At 56.9% G+C, this 19,220-nt stretch carries 21 protein-coding genes; 13 read left to right on the top strand and 8 right to left on the bottom strand.

Translation table 11 applies throughout. The features are described from left to right. The first annotated feature begins 3 nt into the window (after window positions 1-3). Window positions 4-426 carry a flagella biosynthesis chaperone FlgN gene (gene flgN, locus RTX96_RS08575; RefSeq protein WP_312670727.1) on the top strand — a complete coding sequence of 141 codons (423 nt, stop codon included), beginning with the start codon at window positions 4-6 and terminating at the stop codon, window positions 424-426. A gap of 47 nt (window positions 427-473) precedes the next feature. On the opposite strand, the gene murJ is transcribed toward flgN, so the two are convergent. The 4 genes from murJ to rimJ all read right to left on the bottom strand — a co-directional run bounded on the left by murJ (window position 474) and on the right by rimJ (window position 4,293). Then, window positions 474-2,009: a murein biosynthesis integral membrane protein MurJ gene (murJ, locus tag RTX96_RS08570; RefSeq protein ID WP_312670726.1), complete on the bottom strand. Its 1,536-nt coding sequence runs from the start codon at window positions 2,007-2,009 to the stop codon at window positions 474-476. Window positions 2,010-2,119: 110 nt separating this feature from the next. Then, entirely contained in the window at window positions 2,120-3,043 is a 924-nt protein-coding gene (locus tag RTX96_RS08565; protein WP_312670725.1) for a Gfo/Idh/MocA family oxidoreductase, read from the bottom strand. 2 nt (window positions 3,044-3,045) lie between these two features. Beyond that, the gene (locus tag RTX96_RS08560; protein WP_312670724.1) at window positions 3,046-3,693 is read right to left on the bottom strand and encodes a YceH family protein; all 648 of its coding nucleotides are present in this window, start codon (window positions 3,691-3,693) and stop codon (window positions 3,046-3,048) included. 12 nt (window positions 3,694-3,705) lie between these two features. Further along, window positions 3,706-4,293: a ribosomal protein S5-alanine N-acetyltransferase gene (rimJ, locus tag RTX96_RS08555; RefSeq protein WP_103821243.1), complete on the bottom strand. Its 588-nt coding sequence runs from the start codon at window positions 4,291-4,293 to the stop codon at window positions 3,706-3,708. Between the two features lie 192 nt (window positions 4,294-4,485). On the opposite strand from rimJ, the gene mdtH reads away from it, so the two are divergent. The 10 genes from mdtH (at window position 4,486) to RTX96_RS08505 (ending at window position 11,929) form a co-directional block, all read left to right on the top strand. Then, entirely contained in the window at window positions 4,486-5,694 is a 1,209-nt protein-coding gene (gene mdtH / locus RTX96_RS08550; protein WP_312670723.1) for a multidrug efflux MFS transporter MdtH, read from the top strand. Window positions 5,695-5,759: 65 nt separating this feature from the next. Beyond that, window positions 5,760-6,407 carry a glutaredoxin 2 gene (gene grxB / locus RTX96_RS08545; RefSeq protein WP_042392704.1) on the top strand — a complete coding sequence of 216 codons (648 nt, stop codon included), beginning with the start codon at window positions 5,760-5,762 and terminating at the stop codon, window positions 6,405-6,407. A 127-nt stretch (window positions 6,408-6,534) separates the two neighbouring features. Then, window positions 6,535-7,095: a lipoprotein gene (locus RTX96_RS08540; protein ID WP_312269327.1), complete on the top strand. Its 561-nt coding sequence runs from the start codon at window positions 6,535-6,537 to the stop codon at window positions 7,093-7,095. Window positions 7,096-7,222: 127 nt separating this feature from the next. Beyond that, window positions 7,223-8,269, top strand: coding sequence for a dihydroorotase (pyrC, locus tag RTX96_RS08535; protein WP_103821247.1), 1,047 nt, complete (start codon window positions 7,223-7,225; stop codon window positions 8,267-8,269). Between the two features lie 75 nt (window positions 8,270-8,344). Continuing rightward, window positions 8,345-8,590 carry a DNA damage-inducible protein I gene (dinI, locus tag RTX96_RS08530; protein WP_103821248.1) on the top strand — a complete coding sequence of 82 codons (246 nt, stop codon included), beginning with the start codon at window positions 8,345-8,347 and terminating at the stop codon, window positions 8,588-8,590. 268 nt (window positions 8,591-8,858) lie between these two features. After that, a complete protein-coding gene (gene bssS / locus RTX96_RS08525; RefSeq protein ID WP_103821249.1) occupies window positions 8,859-9,113 on the top strand; it encodes a biofilm formation regulator BssS in 255 nt (84 codons plus the stop codon). Window positions 9,114-9,228: 115 nt separating this feature from the next. Beyond that, window positions 9,229-10,350 carry an N-methyl-L-tryptophan oxidase gene (gene solA, locus RTX96_RS08520; protein ID WP_103821250.1) on the top strand — a complete coding sequence of 374 codons (1,122 nt, stop codon included), beginning with the start codon at window positions 9,229-9,231 and terminating at the stop codon, window positions 10,348-10,350. A 51-nt stretch (window positions 10,351-10,401) separates the two neighbouring features. After that, window positions 10,402-10,518, top strand: a complete 117-nt coding sequence (locus tag RTX96_RS08515) for a YceO family protein (protein ID WP_103821251.1) — start codon at window positions 10,402-10,404, stop codon at window positions 10,516-10,518. A 267-nt stretch (window positions 10,519-10,785) separates the two neighbouring features. After that, complete coding sequence (locus tag RTX96_RS08510; RefSeq protein WP_312269328.1) at window positions 10,786-11,352, top strand: cytochrome b; 567 nt, start codon at window positions 10,786-10,788, stop codon at window positions 11,350-11,352. A gap of 1 nt (window position 11,353) precedes the next feature. Then, entirely contained in the window at window positions 11,354-11,929 is a 576-nt protein-coding gene (locus RTX96_RS08505) for a YceI family protein (protein WP_103819483.1), read from the top strand. A 50-nt stretch (window positions 11,930-11,979) separates the two neighbouring features. Here RTX96_RS08505 and RTX96_RS08500 read toward each other — a convergent pair whose 3' ends face one another. Continuing rightward, window positions 11,980-13,029 (bottom strand): rhodanese-related sulfurtransferase, encoded by a 1,050-nt coding sequence (locus tag RTX96_RS08500; protein WP_312670722.1) that lies wholly within the window; start codon window positions 13,027-13,029, stop codon window positions 11,980-11,982. Window positions 13,030-13,159: 130 nt separating this feature from the next. On the opposite strand from RTX96_RS08500, the gene RTX96_RS08495 reads away from it, so the two are divergent. Together RTX96_RS08495 and RTX96_RS08490 are read left to right on the top strand one after the other, a co-directional pair. Then, window positions 13,160-14,098: a Kdo(2)-lipid IV(A) acyltransferase gene (locus RTX96_RS08495; protein ID WP_103819485.1), complete on the top strand. Its 939-nt coding sequence runs from the start codon at window positions 13,160-13,162 to the stop codon at window positions 14,096-14,098. A 157-nt stretch (window positions 14,099-14,255) separates the two neighbouring features. Next, complete coding sequence (locus tag RTX96_RS08490; protein ID WP_042392686.1) at window positions 14,256-14,630, top strand: MysB family protein; 375 nt, start codon at window positions 14,256-14,258, stop codon at window positions 14,628-14,630. On the opposite strand, the gene RTX96_RS08485 is transcribed toward RTX96_RS08490, so the two are convergent. From RTX96_RS08485 to mdoG, 3 genes are all read right to left on the bottom strand, one after another. Next, window positions 14,631-14,858, bottom strand: coding sequence for a YceK/YidQ family lipoprotein (locus RTX96_RS08485; RefSeq protein WP_312670721.1), 228 nt, complete (start codon window positions 14,856-14,858; stop codon window positions 14,631-14,633). It abuts the gene before it with no gap. A 114-nt stretch (window positions 14,859-14,972) separates the two neighbouring features. Beyond that, window positions 14,973-17,480 carry a glucans biosynthesis glucosyltransferase MdoH gene (mdoH, locus tag RTX96_RS08480; RefSeq protein WP_312269330.1) on the bottom strand — a complete coding sequence of 836 codons (2,508 nt, stop codon included), beginning with the start codon at window positions 17,478-17,480 and terminating at the stop codon, window positions 14,973-14,975. Beyond that, window positions 17,473-19,008 carry a glucans biosynthesis protein MdoG gene (mdoG, locus tag RTX96_RS08475; RefSeq protein ID WP_312670859.1) on the bottom strand — a complete coding sequence of 512 codons (1,536 nt, stop codon included), beginning with the start codon at window positions 19,006-19,008 and terminating at the stop codon, window positions 17,473-17,475. The genes mdoH and mdoG overlap by 8 nt, the downstream gene beginning before the upstream one ends. Window positions 19,009-19,220 lie beyond the last annotated feature (212 nt).

Here is a 19,220-nt window from a genome sequence, read left to right as displayed (position 1 = left end):
CGTATGAGCAAACTGTCAGAAGTTCTTGATCAAATGACAGTTATCCTGAACGCGCTGAAAGGCGTGATGGATGCTGAGCAACAACATCTTTCGGCGGGCCAGATCAACGGCAGCGCGCTACAGCGTATTACCGAAGAGAAGAGTTCGTTGCTCGCTTCGCTGGACTACCTTGAACAGCAGCGTCGTGCCGAACAGAATATGAAGCAGAGCGCAAACGATGATATCGCAGGCCGCTGGCTGACTATCACCAAAAAAACGCAGCATCTGTGCGAGCTTAACCAGCACAACGGCTGGCTGCTGGAGGATCAGATCCAGCGCAACAGGCAGGCGCTGGAGGTGTTAAAACCGCATCAGGAGCCCGCCCTTTACGGCGCAAATGGCCAGACCTCGGTTTCTCATCGCGGCGGCAAGAAAATCTCTATCTGACCTCTTCCTGCACAGGCCCGGGCACCGCTGCCCGAGCCTCTATTGCTTTACGCCGTCCGGCGAGCAAACTCCTTCACCTTAAAGCCCAGCAGCGCCAGCGTGGCAAAGTAGGCTACTGCCCCCACCGCGACTACCGCCATCAGGCGCAGCAGACGCCAGGCCATCGTTCCCTGCGACCACTCTGGCATCACCGAGAGCACGCCCAGCAGCGCTGCGGCCATCACCATTACCGCCACCACCAGACGCAGCAGAAAACGCTGCCAGCCCGGCTGCGGGGTAAAGATCTTCTGCTTGCGCAGCTGCCAGTAGAGCAGGCTGGCGTTAAGGCAGGCCGCCAGGCCAATGGAGAGCGACAGCCCGGCATGTTTGAGCGGGCCGATAAACGCCAGGTTCATCAGCTGGGTCATAATCAGCGTGACGATAGCGATCTTGACCGGGGTTTTAATATCCTGGCGCGAGTAGAATCCTGGCGCCAATACCTTCACCACAATCAGTCCCATCAGCCCCACGGAGTAGGCGATCAGCGCTCGCTGGGTCATCAGCGCGTCAAAGGCGGTGAATTTACCGTACTGGAACAGCGAGACCGTCAGCGGTTTGGCAAGCAGTCCCAGCGCCACGGCGCTCGGCAGCGCCAGCAGGAAGCAGAGGCGCAGGCCCCAGTCCATCAGGCGACAGTATTCGTCATGGTTGCCGCTGGCGAAGCTGCGGGAGAGCGACGGCAGCAGAATGGTACCCAGCGCCACGCCCAGCACGCCGGAGGGGAACTCCATCAGGCGGTCGGCATAGTACATCCACGACACCGAACCGGAGACCAGAAACGAGGCAAAAATGGTGTTGATGATCAGCGAGATCTGGCTGACCGAAACCCCAAGAATAGCCGGGCCCATCTGCTTAACGACGCGGATCGCTCCCGCATCGCGCAGGCTGATGCGCGGCAGCACCAGCATGCCGATCTTTTTGAGGTGCGGCAGCTGGTAGAAAAGCTGCAATACGCCGCCGACGGTGACCGCCCAGGCCAGCGCCAGCACCGGCGGGTGAAACAGCGGTGCGGCAAAGATCGCAAAGCCAATCATGCTGATGTTTAAGAAGGTAGGTGCGAAGGCCGGTACCGAGAAACGGTTCCAGGTGTTAAGGATCGCCCCTACCAGCGAGGCCAGCGAAATCAGCAGAATATAGGGAAAGGTGATCTTCAGTAGCTGGGTGGTGAGCGCAAACTTGTCGGCGGTATCAGCAAAGCCCGGCGCGGTAACCATAATGACCCAAGGGGCGGCCAGCATCCCGGCGATGGTGACAATCGCCAGCACCAGGGTCAGCAGTCCTGAGACGTAGGCGACAAAAACGCGGGTGGCATCCTCGCCCTCTTTGCTTTTGTACTCGGCCAGAATGGGAACAAACGCCTGGGAAAATGCGCCCTCTGCAAAGATGCGGCGCAGCAGGTTGGGGAGCTTGAACGCCACGAAGAACGCATCGGTTGCCATCCCTGCGCCAAACACCCGCGCCACGATGGCGTCGCGGGCAAAACCCAGCACGCGGGAGAAGAGAGTCATCGAGCTGACCGCAGCCAGCGATTTTAATAAATTCATTACTGTATTAATCCGAACCCTGCGGCAAAACGCCTGCATAGCAGGCGTTAGAAGAAGCGCTTAGTCTACCTGGATTGCCATGAAATACTACATCCAGATGTTACAGCGAATTATTCGGCCATCGCCTCGCGCCAGAGCCTGTCGATGATGCGCTGGGCCAGCACCGCCTGCTCCCCGGAGGTTTCAGGCGCAGTCTGATTTTTCACGCAGGTGATAAAGTGCTGGGCGCAGCCTACGAAGCCGCGCTGCTCAAGGGTACTTTGCCAGCCGGGGATCGGCCGCAGCGTAATGCCGCTGCCCTGCTCTTCCCGCCACTCGCGCATGTCGGTGACGTCATACAGGCCACCGTCGGTCACTGCCTGCACCCACTCGCGCTGGCTGCCAGCCCGGCGGTGCATGCTGGTGGTGATCTGTAGCGCGTCGTGGCTAAAGTGGTGCTCGGCGTAGATCATCGCCCCGTCGTCGTTAGCGATCAGCGTGCCGCCGTTAAACTGGCCTTCGCCCCCCGCCAGCCACAGGGCGGTGTCCACCACGTGGAGGTAGTCATCCAGCAGCGTGAAGCGCAGATCGTGCGGCCCAACGCTGTCGCTACGGTGCTTATCCATGCGCAGCGATGCCCCATTGGCGAGCCGGATTTTCAGATCGCGATAGAGCGGCGCGAAGCGACGGTTGAAGCCTACCATCAGGATCAGTTTTTTACGCGCGGCCAGCGCCACCAGCCGCTCGGCATCGGCAAGATTCTCCGCCAGCGGCTTATCGACGCAGACGTGTACCCCCGCGTTTAAAAGCTCGCTCACTACCGCGTAGTGCGAGGCCGTGGAGGTGTGGACAAACACCGCATCGCACTGGGCGGCCAGCTCCGGCAGCGATCCTGCGTAGGGCACCCGCCAGCGCTGGCAAATGCCTAACGCTTTTTCCCGCGACGGCGACCAGGCAGCCTGTAGCGTCCAGTCGGTAGCGGCTCCCAGCACCGGCAGCCAGGCCTTCTGGGCAATGCCGCCCAGCCCCACTACGCCTATGCGTAACTGTGTCATGGTTAATCTCCCAGGTTTGCCAGCAGCGAATCGAGACGCTGCTTCAGTTCGGCGACCTCGCTCTCCAGCACCGTTACCCGCGCCGCGAGATCGTCTGGCTGTGCGTCGCCGTGCTCTGCGGGGGTAGCCTCCGGAGCCGCCTCGCCGCTAAACAGATGCATGTAGCGGCTTTCACGCTTGCCCGGCTCGCGCGGCAGGCGAACCACAAAGGGCCCATCCTCCCGCGCCGCCAGCGTGTCTAAGGTCTTTTCGACCTCCGGCACGTCGGCAAACTCATGCATTCTCGCCGCCCGCATGCGTAGCTCGCCCGGCGTCTGCGCACCGCGAAGCAGCAGCGTAGTGACAAGCGCCGTCTCGCCGCTGCTGAGCTTGAGGTTGCCAAACTCGGAGTTACAAAAGCGCTGCTCGTATTTTGTCACGCGGTTGCCGAAGCCGCTTACGTTGCGCAGATAGTGGCGCTTAACCAGCGCGTCGAGGAGATCCTGCACCTCGGCGTCGCCCAGCGACATAACGGGTTCACGGTTGGTTTTCTGATTGCAGGCGCTGACCACTGCGTTCAAAGAGAGAGGATACTGCTCCGGCGTCGTCACCTGCTTCTCCAGCAGGCAGCCAATAATCCGCGCTTCGGCGGGGCTTAACAGGATTTTCATTTTCTTCTTTCCTTAATTGCGGCCTGCGGTCCACTCCTGGGTGGTCAGCGCCGTCAGCACATGATCGCGCCACTCGCCGTCGATCAGCAGATAGGCTTTGGCATAGCCCTCTTTTTCAAAGCCCAGCCGCGCCAGCAGGCCGCCGCTGCGCTGGTTGTGCGGCATGTAGTTGGCCATAATGCGGTGGATATGCTGGGTGCGCTGCATATAGCGGATGGCGGCGGTCAGCGCCTCAAACATCAGCCCCTGCCCCTGCCACTTCTGTCCGATAGAGTAGCCCAGATAGCAGGCGTGAAACGAGCCGCGCACCACGTTGGAGAAGTTGGCGACGCCCATGATCTCTTTTTCGTCGGGATCGAACAGCGCAAAGTAGAAGGCGCTTCCCTGCTTATGAAATTCGTTAATCATGCTGAGACGCGCCTGCCAGCCGGAAGGATAGCAGTGGCTCTCATCGCGTATTGGCTCCCAGGGTTTTAAAAACTGGCGGTTTTCTGCGTAGTAGTCTGCCAGACGCCATGCATCGCGCTCATGCACTAAACGCACCACCAGCCGGTCCGTCGTCAAGCGCGCTTTTGGAACGTTGTTACGATAGCCGAACATTCATCACCACTCCTGTCAATACGACTTGTTACCCCTGCGGATAACTATACCTGCGCCAGGCCACTATTACGATAAAGAGCATCAATCAAAGCGTTGCTTTGATAAAAAAATATCGTCGCCGCAGCGGTGGGAAAACGGCCAGCAACCACGCAAAATAGCAGGGTAACTATTTTGACATTCCCAGGAGGGGAGATGTCCCGCGTATCGCAGGCCAGGCGCCTGGGTAAATATTTCCTGCTCATCGATAATATGCTGGTTGTGCTGGGTTTTTTTGTTGTCTTCCCGCTTATCTCCATTCGCTTTGTTGACCAGCTCGGCTGGGCGGCCCTGATGGTGGGCATTGCCCTTGGCCTGCGCCAGCTTATCCAGCAGGGGCTGGGGATCTTCGGGGGTGCTATCGCCGACCGCTTCGGCGCCAAACCGATGATCGTCACCGGTATGCTGATGCGGGCCGCTGGGTTCGCCACGATGGCCGTGGCGCAGGAGCCGTGGCTGCTCTGGAGCTCATGCATCCTCTCGGGCCTCGGCGGCACCCTGTTCGATCCGCCGCGCTCGGCGCTGGTGGTCAAGCTGATCCGCCCGCACCTGCGCGGACGTTTCTTCTCATTGCTGATGATGCAGGACAGCGCCGGGGCAGTCATCGGCGCCCTGCTCGGCAGCTGGCTGTTGCAGTATGATTTCCGCCTGGTGTGCGCCACCGGGGCGGTGATCTTTGTGCTCTGCGCCGCCTTCAACGCCTGGCTGCTGCCGGCCTGGAAGCTCTCGACGGTGAAAACGCCGGTGCGGGAGGGACTCAGCCGGGTGATGCGTGACAAACGCTTCGTGACCTACGTACTCACCTTAACCGGCTACTACATGCTGGCCGTGCAGGTGATGCTGATGCTGCCGATCATGGTTAACGACATCGCTGGCTCGCCGGCGGCGGTGAAGTGGATGTATGCCATTGAGGCGAGCCTGTCGCTGACGCTGCTCTACCCCCTCGCCCGCTGGAGCGAAAAGCGCTTCCGCCTGGAGCAGCGTCTGATGGCTGGCCTGCTGTTTATGACCTTCAGCCTGCTGCCGATTGGCCTTGTCAGCTCGCTGCAGCAGCTCTTTACATTAATTTGCACGTTCTATATCGGCTCGATTATTGCCGAACCGGCGCGCGAAACCCTGAGCGCCGAGTTGGCGGACGCCAGGGCGCGGGGCAGCTATATGGGCTTTAGCCGCCTGGGTCTCGCCTTCGGCGGTTTCCTTGGCTATGCCGGGGGCGGCTGGCTGTTTGACGCCGGAAAAGCCTTCAGCCAGCCCGAACTGCCGTGGGTGATGCTGTCAGCTATTGGCCTCATCACTCTCTTTGCGCTCTGGTGGCAGTTTAGCCCCCGCCATACCCAGACGGGGATACTCGAGCCGGAGGCCTGATTTGAAAGGCGCTTTTTTCTCTTCCATACTGGTGGTTACGGACAACCATCACCTGGAGGGGAAACGTGAAGCTCTATATTTACGACCACTGCCCGTACTGCCTGAAAGCCCGTATGATCTTCGGCCTGAAGAATCTGCCAGTTGAACTCAACGTATTGCTCAATGATGATGAGGCCACGCCTACCCGCATGATCGGTCAGAAGATGGCGCCGATCCTGCAAAAAGATGACAGCCGCTACATGGCTGAGAGTCTGGACATTGTGAAATACGTTGACCAGCTCGATGGCGAACCGCTGCTGACCGGCGCACGTAAACCAGCCATTGAGGCATGGCTGCGCAAGGTCAACGAGTACACCAATCGCCTGCTGATCCCACGCTTTGCCAAAGCGCCGTTTGATGAGTTTGCGACGCCGGAAGCGCGCGCTTACTTCACCAAGAAAAAAGAGGCGGCTATCGGCGACTTTAGCGAGCATCTGGCCCATACGCCGGGTCTGGTAAAAAAAATCAGCGACGACCTGCGCGATCTGGATAAGCATATCGTCCAGCCCAACGCGGTGAACGGCGAGCTCTCTGAGGATGATATCCACCTCTTCCCGCTGCTGCGTAACCTGACGATTGTGCCCGGTATTGTCTGGCCAACGCGCGTCGCTGACTATCGCGACAATATGGCCAAGCAGACGCAAATTAACCTCCTCTCTTCCATCGCGATTTAGCCCCTGGTTCGGCGGAAGCGCAGGTTTCCGCCACCGCTTTCAGCCTTTTCTGCTGTTACGCCTCCCGCTGGCACGCCAGACTGCTTTATGTCACGATGGCATCTATGGACAGCTATTGAGGGATCCCATGAAGAAGATTTTATTTGCCGCAGCCCTTATCGCAGGCGGGCTGCTGGCAGGCTGCAACCAGCTCACCCAATACACTGTGAGTGAGCAGGAGATCAACCAGGCGCTGCAAAAACACAATAACTTCTCCCGCGATATTGGCCTGCCGGGGGTAGCGGATGCGCATATCGTGCTAAATAACCTGGTCAGCGCCATTGGCCGTGAAGAGCCTAACAAAGTGACGCTCTCCGGGGATGCCGGGCTCGATCTGAACTCGCTGTTTGGTAGCCAGCAAGCCACCGTCAAGCTGAAGCTCAAGGCGCTGCCGGTCTTTAATAAAGAGAAAGGCGCGATTTTTCTTCAGCAGATGGAGGTGGTAGACGCCTCGGTGATGCCGCAGAAGATGCAGCCGGTCGTGCAAACCCTGCTCCCCTATCTGAACCAGACCCTGCAGAACTACTTTAACCAGCAACCCGCGTATGTTCTGAGCGAGGACAGCAGCAAAGGCGAAGCGCTGGCGAAAAAGTATGCTAAAGGGCTGGAGATCAAAGCGGGCGAGATCGTTATTCCGTTCGTTAACTGATTGGGCGGCCGTCAGCATTTTTTGCCCTGCAATCAGGAAAGAGGTGCAAACGAAAACGTTTACGCCTATGCTTAGTGCCCGGCATAAAACCAGCCATCACTGACTTTACTTTAGCCGGAGCACTATCATGACAGCACAACCCCAGGTTTTAAAAATTCGCCGCCCTGACGACTGGCACGTACATCTGCGCGACGGCGATATGTTGAAGACTGTCGTGCCCTACACCAGTGAAACCTATGGCCGCGCTATCGTAATGCCGAACCTGGCACCGCCGGTGACCACCGTTGATGCCGCTCTTGCCTACCGCCAGCGCATCCTTGATGCCGTCCCGGCAGGCCACGACTTTACCCCGCTGATGACCTGCTACCTCACCGACTCGCTGGATCCCAACGAGGTCGAGCGCGGCTTTCGCGAAGGGGTCTTTACTGCTGCCAAGCTCTATCCCGCCAATGCTACGACTAACTCCAGCCACGGGGTGACCAGCATTGACGCTATTATGCCTGTGCTGGAACGGATGCAGACGCTGGGTATGCCGTTGCTGGTACATGGCGAAGTCACCCACGCCGAGATCGATATTTTCGATCGCGAGGCACGTTTTATCGAGACAGTAATGGAGCCGCTGCGTCAGCGCCTGCCAGCGCTGAAGGTGGTGTTTGAGCACATCACCACCAAAGATGCGGCCGACTACGTGCGCGAGGGCAACGAGCTGCTGGCGGCCACCATCACTCCGCAGCATCTGATGTTCAACCGTAACCATATGCTGGTGGGCGGCGTGCGCCCACATCTCTACTGCCTGCCGATCCTCAAGCGTAACGTCCATCAGCAGGCGCTGCGCGAGCTGGTCGCCAGCGGCTTCGAGCGTGCTTTCCTTGGCACCGACTCCGCCCCGCATGCGCGCCTGCGTAAAGAGACCAGCTGCGGCTGCGCAGGCTGCTTCAACGCGCCAACGGCGCTAGCCAGCTATGCCACCGTCTTCGAAGAGATGAACGCCCTGGCGCACTTTGAAGCCTTCTGCTCGCTTAACGGCCCGCGCTTCTATGGCCTGCCGGTCAACGAAGGCTATGTGGAGCTGGTACGCGATGAGGAGCAGGTGCCGGAAAGCATCGCTCTGAGTGATGACACCCTGATCCCTTTCCTGGCAGGTGAGCAGGTTAACTGGCGGATCCGTCGCTAAAAAATAGTCTGCCCCCTGTTGTAAGTTCTTCGCCTATACTGTATAAAAACACAGTGCATCATCCAGGGGGCAATCATGCGCATCGAAGTGACCATCGCTAAAACAACACCTTTACCGCCGGGCGCCATTGACGCGCTGGCAAGCGAACTCTCCCGCCGTCTGCAGAGCGACTATCCCGATACCGAAGGCAAAGTGACTGTCCGCTATGCAGCCGCCAACAATCTGTCGGTTCTCGGCGGTGGCAAAGGGGATAAAGAACGCGTTAGCGAGATCCTCCAGCAAACCTGGGAGAGCGCTGACGACTGGTTTACACAAGATTAATGGTTGTTACCCTATTGTGCTTTTGCCGGGTCGCCCCGGCTTTTTTTCGCTTTTAGGCATTATTCTGATGGTGCCGCTTATCCCCGTAATAAATAAGCCGTAATTTGAGCTTTTCTTGTTCAAAAAATTCTAAGAAATTTCAGAAAAACTGACCCCTGTTTTTTTATTAGTACAATCTCCTTAATTATTGATATACTTAAGTTGCTTCAATAAACACGCATTGAACCTCAAGAGTCGTTGTCTTTAAACACGCATTTAGGGGGTTAAAATGGTAAAAAATAATGAAGTCATTCAAACCCATCCGCTCGTAGGGTGGGACATCAGCACCGTAGACAGTTACGATGCGCTGATGCTGCGCCTGCACTACCAGACCCCAAATCACGCCGACCGTGACGACACTGAGGTCGGACAGACTCTGTGGTTAACGACCGACGTTGCTCGTCAATTTATATCGATTTTAGAAGCCGGCATTGCCAAGATTGAATCTGGCGACTACCAGGAAAACGAGTACAGGCGGCATTAATGAATGCTCATTTTTCAACCGAAAGGCACCCATAGGGTGCCTTATTTATTTGTAACTTGTATAACGTCGGCGGGTTAATTACTCTCCTGAGCACAGTTTTTGTCAGGAGAGCCTTATGAAATACGATCTCATTATAATCGGCAGCGGTTCAGTCGGCGCGGCAGCGGGCTATTATGCTACCCGCGCAGGGCTAAAGGTGCTGATGACTGATGCCCATATGCCGCCCCACCAGCAGGGCAGCCATCATGGCGATACGCGGCTAATCCGCCACGCCTATGGCGAAGGCGAGAAGTATGTCCCGCTGGTGCTTCGGGCGCAGGCCCTGTGGGAGCAGCTGGCAGCGGAGAGCGGCGAAGAGGTCTTTATTCGCAGCGGCGTTGTTAATATCGGTCCTGCCGACTCTGACTTTCTGCGTAACGTTGCGCAAAGCGCGCAGCAGTTCAACCTTAACGTTGAGCAGCTTGATGCCGCCGCGTTGATGGCGCGCTGGCCTGAATTTCGCGTGCCTGATGACTATATCGCCCTGTTTGAGGCCAACTCCGGCGTGCTGAAGAGCGAGCTGGCGATAAAAACCTGGATCCGTCTTGCCCGGGAAGCTGGCTGCGCGCAGCTGTTTAACTGTCCGGTAACGGCTATCCATCACCATGATGACGGCGTGACCGTAGAAACAGCCGACGGTGAGTATCAGGGGACGAAGCTGCTGGTCAGCGCCGGGACGTGGGTGAAGCAGCTGCTACCTTCCCTGCCCATTCAGCCGGTACGCAAGGTGTTTGCCTGGTATCAGGCCGATGGCCGCTACAGCCGTAAAAACACTTTCCCGGCCTTTACCGGCGAGCTGGCCAACGGTGATCAGTACTACGGTTTCCCGGCAGAAGACGATGCGCTTAAGATTGGCAGGCATAACGGCGGACAACCTATCAGCAGCGAAGATGAGCGCCTGCCCTTTGGCCGCGTGGCGACCGACGGCTCCGAGTGCTTCCCCTTCCTGCGTCAGTGCCTTCCGGGTATTGGCGGCTGCCTGTATGGCGCTGCCTGCACCTATGATAACTCGCCGGACGAGGACTTTATCATCGATACCCTGCCAGAGAGCGCCAGCACGCTGGTTGTCACCGGTCTGAGCGGACACGGGTTTAAGTTTGCTTCGGTTCTGGGTGAAATTGCTGCTGACTTTGCGGCGGGTAAACCCTCAACGTTTGATTTAACCCCGTTTTCGCTACGACGTTTCATGGCAAGATAAGCAAAAGGCCCCTTGCGGGCCTGTTAACGCTTAATTGTCCCTGGAGATATAATGCGCCGGCTAATTACCTGGTTGACGGAAAATGTTCGTGAACATTTGATGATCTATATTGCCTTCTGGACGTTGCTGGCGTTAATAGACCTTATTTATATACTCTATGCCGATTAAGTAATATTGACAAAAGCTGACATTACTTTAACAAACTCTAATTTTAGCGCAGTTTTTTTGAATGAGAGTCAAGATGCCATTTAGCGTGCAACATCAGCAAAGTGGCGTTTAAGGGCAATGAAAAACGAAATCATTGACAATTATATGTCAAATAAAATCAAAAAAAATGAATAAAATAAAATAGCTGCTCTTTTTGTTATTTTTAAGTTGCATTAATATTTTTTGCAGGCCATTTTAAGTTAACTTTATTTGAACACGGTTAACTTTATGCAACTGCGTAATTCTGCTCGCCGCTATGGCGCGGTCTCTATCGCGTTACACTGGCTGGTTGCCATTGTGGTTTATGGCATGTTTGCCCTAGGCCTGTGGATGGTCACGCTGAGCTATTATGATGGCTGGTATCATCAGGCCCCCGAGCTGCATAAAAGCATCGGCGTGTTGCTGATGATGGCGCTGGTGATCCGCCTGCTCTGGCGTCATCTCTCGCCGCCGCCCAAGGCGCTGACCTCTTACTCCCGGCTGACCCATGTCGCGGCCATTGGCGCACATATCATCCTCTATGCGCTGCTGTTCGCTATTGTGATCAGCGGCTATCTGATTTCCACCGCGGACGGTAAACCCATCAGCGTATTTGGCCTGTTTGAGATCCCGGCGACGCTGGCCGATGCGGGCGCCCAGGCCGATCTCGCAGGCTCCCTACATCTGTGGCTGGCATGGAGCGTGGTCATTCTCTCCGTTGTGCACGCCCTGGCCGCCCTGAAACACCATTTTATTGATAAAGACGACACCCTCAAACGTATGCTGGGTAAATCGTCTCCTGACTCTGGAGCATAAGATGAAGAAAAACCTGCTGGCATTAACCTTTGGCGCGCTGCTGTTCACCACCGGTTCCGCCGTGGCCGCTGACTATAAAATTGATAAAGAGGGCCAGCATGCCTTCGTTAACTTCCGTATTCAGCATCTTGGCTACAGCTGGCTCTACGGCACCTTTAAAGACTTCGACGGCACATTTACCTTTGATGAGCAGGATCCTGCTGCGGATAAGGTCAACGTTACCATCAATACCAACAGCGTCGATACTAACCATGCCGAGCGCGATAAACACCTGCGCAGCGCGGACTTCCTTAACGTAGCGAAATTCCCGCAGGCGACCTTCGCCTCGACCGGGGTTAAGAAAGATGGCGACGAGCTGGATATCACCGGGAACCTGACCCTTAATGGCGTCACTAAGCCGGTTACCCTTGAGGCGAAGCTGATTGGTCAGGGTGACGATCCCTGGGGCGGCGTACGCGCTGGCTTTGAAGCGGAAGGTAAAATCAAGCTGAAGGACTTCAATATCAATACCGATCTGGGTCCGGCATCGCAGGAAGTGGATCTGATCATCTCCGTCGAGGGCGTGCGCCAGAAATAGCGCCGCCTCGCGGACACCCTGCCGGGATCGCCCCCGGCAGGGTTGCACTCTTACTCGGGATCCGGAATGCCTAATTTGGTATTCAGGCGACCGCGGGATTTATTGAAGATCTTATTTCCGTTCTCACGTCCCGCCCGACGGCGACGCTGCTCCTCTTCCGGCAGCTCGCGCTCCGTCTGACACAGCTCGCTACAGCAGCCCTTGAACTTCTCCGCGCATGACGGACACTGAATGAACAGCAGATGGCAGCCGTCGTTCAGGCAGTTGGTATGGCTGTCGCAAGGCGTCCCGCACTGATGGCAGTGGGCAATGACATCCTCAGAGATGCGCTCTCCCATCCGCTCGTCAAAAACAAAGTTTTTACCGATGAAGCGCACCGGCAGACCCTGCTCCCGCGCCCGGCGTGCATACTCAATGATGCCGCCTTCGATATGCCAGACCTTATTGAAGCCGTTGTGCTTCATCCACGCGCTGGCCTTCTCACAACGGATGCCGCCGGTGCAGTACATAACGATTTTTTTATCCTTATGCTCCTGCATCATGTCGACCGCCTTCGGCAGCTGCTCGCGGAAGGTATCCGCCGGGATCTCCAGCGCCCGCTCGAAATGCCCCACCTCATACTCATAGTGGTTACGCATATCGATAAAGATCGCATCGGGATCGTCGAGCATGGCGTTGACTTCGGCAGCCTTCAGATACTCACCAACGTTGCTGGCATCAAAGGTAGGATCGTCGATACCGTCCGCTACGATGCGGTCGCGTACTTTCATGCGCAGCACCCAGAACGATTTACCGTCGTCGTCCAGAGCGACGTTCAGGCGCAGGCCGTCCAGCGCCGGATCAAAGGCGTAGAGGCAGGCACGCAGCGCATCGAACTGGCTCTCCGGGACGCTGATCTGGGCGTTGATGCCCTCATGGGCCAGATAGACGCGGCCGAATACGTTCAGGGCGGTTAACGCCTTGTACAGCTCATCACGGGTGGCCTGCGGATCGACAATGGTAAAGTATTGATAGAATGAGACAGTGATGCGCGGCTCGGTTTCAGCGAGCATGCGCGCCTTCAGCTTCTCATTCGAAATGCGGTTGTGTAACACTGGCATGGTGTACGTTTCCTGCAATCGGTGAATGATGAATTAAAATCGGGCAGCATCATAAAGCAAATACTGTTAATTTACATCCCTGGCGTTTACGTTACATTGCACACCGTAACGATCATAAGGAGAACAGGTGTTGGAAAACAGGAAAGAGACAACGCATTTACCGCAATTTTCAGCAGCGTTGCTGCACCCCCGCTACTGGCTGACGTGGTTCGGCATTGGTTTTTTATGGCTTATTGTTCAGCTCCCCTATCCGATTCTCTACCGTCTGGGCTGTGGTTTAGGGCGGCTGGCAATGCGTTTTATGAAACGCCGTGTGCACGTCGCCACGCGCAACCTTGAGCTGTGCTTTCCTGATATGCCCCCTGACGAGCGCCACGCGCTGGTAGTAAAAAACTTTGAGTCTACCGGCATGGGTCTGCTGGAGACCGGCATGGCGTGGTTCTGGTCAAACAAACGCGTCGCTCGCTGGATGGAGGTCATTAACTTTGAGCCTGTTTATGAGCTGCAACGGCAAAAGCGCGGTATCTTACTGATTGGTGTTCACTTTTTGACGCTGGAGCTAGGAGCGCGCATGTTTGGCATGCAGTCGCCGGGCATTGGCGTTTACCGTCCCAACGATAACCCGGTGATTGACTGGCTGCAAACCTGGGGCCGCCTGCGATCCAATAAAACCATGCTCGATCGCAAGGATCTGAAAGGGATGGTGAAGGCGCTGAAGAGCGGTGAAGTTGTCTGGTATGCGCCGGATCACGACTACGGCCCGCGCGCCAGCGTCTTCGTGCCGCTGTTCGCCGTCGATCAGGCCGCCACCACGTCAGGGACCTGGATGCTCTCGCGTCTCTCCGGTGCAGCGCTGGTTCCCTTTGTCCCGCGCCGCAAGCCGGACGGTAAAGGCTACGAGCTGGTGATGCTGGATCCCGAGCTGTCGCCGCCGCTGGACGATGCTGAAACCACCGCCGCCTGGATGAACAAGATTGTCGAGAAGTGCATTCTCATGGCGCCTGAGCAGTACATGTGGCTCCACCGCCGCTTCAAAACCCGCCCCGAAGGCGTGCCCTCCCGCTATTGATTATTGCGTTGCGTAACGCCGGATGGTGGCTAACGCCCTATCCGGCCTACGGATCACCGCGCCTGCCTGTGAATTATTTTCCGCAATCATCCTTGTAAAATCTCAGATTCAACTATTCTTTCCCTGAACAACATGTCAATTTCACAGGGAGAAACCAATGACCATGTACGCCACGCTGGAAGAAGCCATTGATGCTGCTCGTGAAGAGTTTTTGGCCAATAGTCCGGAGCTGGACGAAGAGAGCGCCAATATTCAGCAGTTTAATATGCAGAAGTATGTGCTACAGGATGGCGAGATCATGTGGCAGGTGGAATTTTTTGCCGATGAGGGCGAGGACGGGGAGTGTCTGCCTTTGCTGACCGGCGAAGCCGCGCAGAGCGTTTTCGACGGTGACTTTGATGAGATCGAGCTGCGTCAGGAGTGGCTGGAGGAGAATACTCTCCACGAGTGGGATGAAGGTGAATATCAGCTTCAGCCGCCGCTGGATACCGAAGAGGGTCGTACCGCAGCGGACGAGTGGGACGAGCGTTAATTACTCGTAGGGGCCGTGATGCGCATCAATAGGCAGCAGAAGCGTATCAAAGACCAGCGAGAACGGGAGATCCAGCACGGTGAGGTAGCGCCACTTTGAGTCGCGCACGTCCCACTGTACGCCGGGGTAGTACTGGTTTCCATGACCCTGCCCCGCAATAGTACGACTGATAATGCTGCCGCACCCGCTAAGCAGCATCGCCATTATCACCACAGTGATTACTCGCATACTTCTCCTCATAAAAAAATACCGGCTGCGAGGCCGGTATTGATTTGCCGGGTGGCGCTACGCTTACCCGGCCTACTTACTCTGTAGGCCCGTGCAAGCGCAGCGCCGCCGGGCTTAGTTACGCTTCAGCGCGTCGTATTCGCTAATCCATGAGGAGTAGCGCTCCGGCGAAGACCAAACCCGATAGTGCAAACGTGACATTGTCACCGGATCGCTGAGCAGTACCAGACGGCGGTCGCGGGTAAGCTTGTCCGGCGTCTCGTTCAGCGCCTGTTCAACATGGCGATCGCGGGCAATCTCCAGCACCTGACTTGCCCGGTGGCGTGCCGTCGCCATTGCCGTGGCCAGGGCGTTATACGACGGGTTAAATACCGCGTGCATAAAGCCATTTTCCAGCGACCGCGCACGGTTCAGCGTCAGGTACCTGTCGGTATCCACCAGCACCTGCGGCGGGGAGTACTCTTCCGGGATCAGGAACAGCTTCCAGCGTTTGGTGCGCAGGCCTACCGTCGCCCGGCTCGAAATCACCGACACGAACGGCGAGAGGATCAGCGAGACCACGATCGGTGCCAGCCAGAACAGGAAGCGCAGATCCAGCCATGCCATACCGATTGCCCAGACCAGGCCGAGCAGCATCTGCGAGCCGTGGCGCATAAACGCCTCGCCCCACGGGGTAGAGTCATCGTCACGCTGTGGCGAGTTCCAGACCACTTCCCAACCGAGGAAGGCGCTGACCACGAATACCGTATGGAACAGCATACGCACCGGGGCCAGCAGCACGGAGAAGAGCACCTCCAGCAGCAGCGACGCCGTTACGCGCAGGAATCCGCCGTACTCCTTGGTCCCTTTACACCAGATCAGGATGATGCTCAGCAGCTTCGGCAGGAACAGCAGCACCATCGTCGAGGCAAAAAGCGCGATCGCCAGTTCCGGGCGCCACTGCGGCCAGACCGGGAACAGCTGGCGCGGCTGCAGGAAGTACTGCGGTTCGGTCAGGGCGTGAACCACCTGCAGCGCCGTAGAGAGCGCGAGGAACATAAACCACAGCGGCGCAGAGAGGTAGGACATGACCCCGGTCAGGAACACGGCGCGGTGCACCGGGTGCATCCCTTTCACCAGGAACAAGCGGAAGTTCATCAGGTTACCGTGACACCAGCGGCGGTCGCGTTTCAGCTCATCCAGCAGGTTCGGCGGCAGCTCCTCGTAAGAGCCCGGCAGATCGTAGGCGATCCACACCCCCCAACCGGCACGGCGCATCAGGGCCGCTTCCACGAAGTCGTGGGAGAGGATAGAGCCAGCAAATGAGCCTTCGCCCGGCAGCGGCGCCAGCGCACAGTGCTCGATAAACGGCTGCACACGGATAATGGCGTTATGCCCCCAGTAGTGCGACTCCCCAAGCTGCCAGAAGTGCAGACCGGCGGTAAACAGCGGCCCGTAAACGCGGGTAGCAAACTGCTGGCAACGTGCGTAAAGGGTATCCATACCGGACGCGCGCGGCGAAGACTGGATAATACCCGCGTTCGGGTTAGCCTCCATCAGACGTACCAGGCCGCACAGGCAGTCGCCGGTCATCACGGAGTCCGCGTCCAGCACCACCATGTAGCTATACTGGCTGCCCCAGCGGCGGCAGAAGTCATCGATGTTACCGCTTTTACGCTTCACGCGGCGGCGGCGGCGGCGATAGAAGATCTGCCCTTCGCCCTGCACCTCGGCAATCAGCTCCATCCATGCCTTTTGCTCTGCTACGCAGATATCGGGATTGTAGCTATCGCTAAGGATATAGACGTCGAAATGCTCGGCATTGCCCGTCGCCTTTACCGACTCCCAGGTCGCACGCAGGCCGGCGAACACGCGGTCAACATCCTCGTTACAGATCGGCATGATCAGCGCGGTTCGGTGCTGCGGGTTGAGCGGCTCATCCCCCACCGTTGAGGCTGAAATACTGTATTTATCACGCCCGATCAGTAGCTGGAGGAAGCCCATCAGCGCCGTCCAGAACCCGGCCGATACCCAGCAGAAGAGTACAGCAAAAAGGATCAGGATCCCGGTTTGCAGTACATAGGGCAGAAGCTGCATAAAGGAGACAAGCAGATCCTGGCCCATCATATCTTCTGGAGCAATGAGCGCCCAGCCCTGATAGGGGAGAATGGTTTTCATATACCAGGTCGCCACGACCGTCTGGGCGATGGTCAGCAGCAGCAGAATGTAACGGCGGATAGAGCCCACCGTACGCCACTTCTGCTCGCTGGCCTGCTGCTCTTTCGTCAGACGCGACAGATAGCGCGGCGGCACGTCGCGACCACGAAGACGATCCCAGAAGCGGCCAATCGGGTTGGTACGCCACGGATCGGGGAACATGGAGGAGCGTTTCGCCTCGGGCATCGCCTTCAGCTGGGTACGTCCCTCATCGTCCTTAATTAGCTGGCCTTCCGCCAGCGAATCCGGCCAGGTGTGTTCAAGGCGCGCCTGCACTGAACCTAGCGGGCTGTCATCGTCCCGCTCATAGCGGCGATGCTCAGCATCCAGCGCTTCGTGCACGGCGCGCAGATCCGTTGTCGGCAGCGCCGCTTTCCCGTCAGTGGAAAGCGACAGCGCGTCGATATACTCAGTTGTCTTATTCATTGGCAGGTAGCTGGTAGCTCCAGGTTTCACTCAGCGGCTGCTCGGCATTCACCAGCGCAGCACGCATATCGGTCGTCTTTTTCTGGTCTTTAACCTTAACGCGCAAGGTTAAACGCCATCCCTGAGTGACCGGGTTATAGCGCACATCATTTCCAACGATTTCGCCATTATCACCGATGCTAACCTGGGCAGTGACCGGGGTGTCCTGCGGCAGTTTTTTCATCTCGTCACCGGTGAAGTCGACGATAAACGCCAGCGTGCCGTCCGGCTGGCGGATCAGGTTGGACTGTTTAACATCGCCGGTTGAGCGGCGCGTCTGCATAACCCAGGCGTTATCCGGCGCATGCAGCTTATCTTCGTCGCGGCTAAAGGTGATGGTGTACTTGAAGTTCATCTCTTTACCGGCTTCCGGCAGCTGATCCGGCGTCCAGTAGGCAACGATGTTGTCGTTAGTCTCGTCGTTAGTCGGGATCTCGACCAGTTCAATTTTACCTTTACCCCACTCCCCTTTTGGCGTGACCCAGGCGCTCGGACGCAGATCGTAGCGATCGTCGAGGTCTTCAAAGCGGCTAAACTCGCGGCCACGTTGCAGCAGGCCAAAGCCCTGCGGGTTCTCCATCGCATAGCTGCTGACGGCCAGGTGTTTCGGATTGTTCAGCGGACGCCAGATCCACTCTCCGTTGCCGGCATGAATAGAGAGTCCGTTAGAGTCATGCAGCTCCGGACGGAAGTTGGTTGCCGGAGAGGGCTGATTAGGGCCAAACAGGAACATACTGGTCAGCGGCGCTACGCCCAGCTTGCCCACTTTGTCGCGCAGGTAGACTTTGGACTGCACGTCCACCACGGTGTCACGACCCGGAATGACCACAAACCGGTAGGCTCCGGTCGCGCGCGGCGAATCCAGCAGCGCATAGATGGTCAGACGTTTGTCGGTTGGTTTCGGACGTTCAACCCAGAATTCGCGGAAGTGTGGGAACTCTTCGCCAGACGGCAGCGCGGTATCAATGGCTAAGCCACGGGCGGAGAGGCCGTACACCTGTCCGGCACCAATCACGCGGAAATAGCTCGCTCCCAGCATGCTGACAATTTCATCGTTCTTGTCTTTGCTGTTGATGGGATAGAGAACTTTAAAGCCAGCGAAACCTAAATCTTTGACCGTGTCTTTGTCATGCTGGACATTGCCAAAGTTAAAATAGTCCGGGCTGTACTTGATCTTATGCACCGCTGTCGACGTCACTTCATTGACGGTCACCGGCAGGTCGAAGTACATACCCTGATGATAGAATTCAAGCTTGAATGGGGTCTTAACGTTGTTCCAGTACGCTTTATCGTGATTGAACTGAATCTGCTGATAGTCCGCGTATTTCATATCGCGGAAGACAGAGGGCAGGTTGCTTTTTGGGGCTTCATAGCCTTTTGCGGCTAATGACTGCGCCTGTTTTGCTACGTCATCGATGTTAAAGGCCCAACCCGATGAGGAGTACAGGGTTAACAGCACCGCTGCGCCTAACCAACGCATTTTCATCACTTGTAGATTATGTTTCATAGTAACTAAGCACTTCCCCCTTTGTGTGCTTAAATCGATCCGATCTATTTTAATGGTATTTCAGGCAATCCGACAACCTAATCCCCGCTTTGTTCAGCCGCTGGCTCAGTAGATAAGCAAATAAAAGCAATACCTTGCCAATTGCGCGTTTATCCTGGAGACAGGCCGCCACGCTTAGTGTAGGGTTGCCAACG

It is taken from the genome of Pseudescherichia sp., assembly GCF_032052675.1.
In the GTDB taxonomy this organism is placed as follows: Bacteria; Pseudomonadota; Gammaproteobacteria; order Enterobacterales; family Enterobacteriaceae; genus Pseudescherichia.
Note: the sequence above shows the minus strand (reverse complement) of the source record. Positions and strands in the feature narration are given on the sequence as shown.